This is a genomic window from Arthrobacter sp. GQ119, from assembly GCF_059759125.1.
Genome location: NZ_JCAXEA010000085.1, coordinates 1 through 420, shown reverse-complemented (window position 1 = coordinate 420; position 420 = coordinate 1). Strand labels below are relative to the sequence as shown.

1 pseudogene is annotated in these 420 nt (G+C 66.0%); it reads right to left on the bottom strand.

The features are described from left to right. Window positions 1–420: pseudogene (locus tag AC6CH3_RS23465) on the bottom strand (hypothetical protein); the annotation flags it as partial.

Genomic DNA, 420 nt, shown 5'->3' with positions numbered 1-420 from the left:
CTCGAGGGAGCGGTGTGGAAGGCACGGACAAGGTTGTTCTCGGTGTCGAGCATGATCTGCGGCCGCGACACGCAGTCCCCGGTCCGGGCGATCGTGGTCTGGGAGAACGCGCCCGTGCCCGGCTTGAACACCAGCAGCACCTCCTGCGCCAGGGTGGGATCGGATGAGCCGTCGTCGAGGCCGGTCTTCACCGCGGCAAACACCCGGCCGGAGGTGTCGGCCTGCAGCGTCTTGATATTCAGATGATCGTCGACCTGTTTGTTCCCCTTGACCGCTTCCTGGACGTTCCAGGAGGAGGACGCCTTCGGATCGGTGCCGTCGGTGCGCGTCGCCCACCACGCCGTCCCGGTGGCCTGGTCGGTCCACATGATCCCGATCTTGTTGCTCCGGTACGCCACGATCGCGGAGAGGTCATCCGGA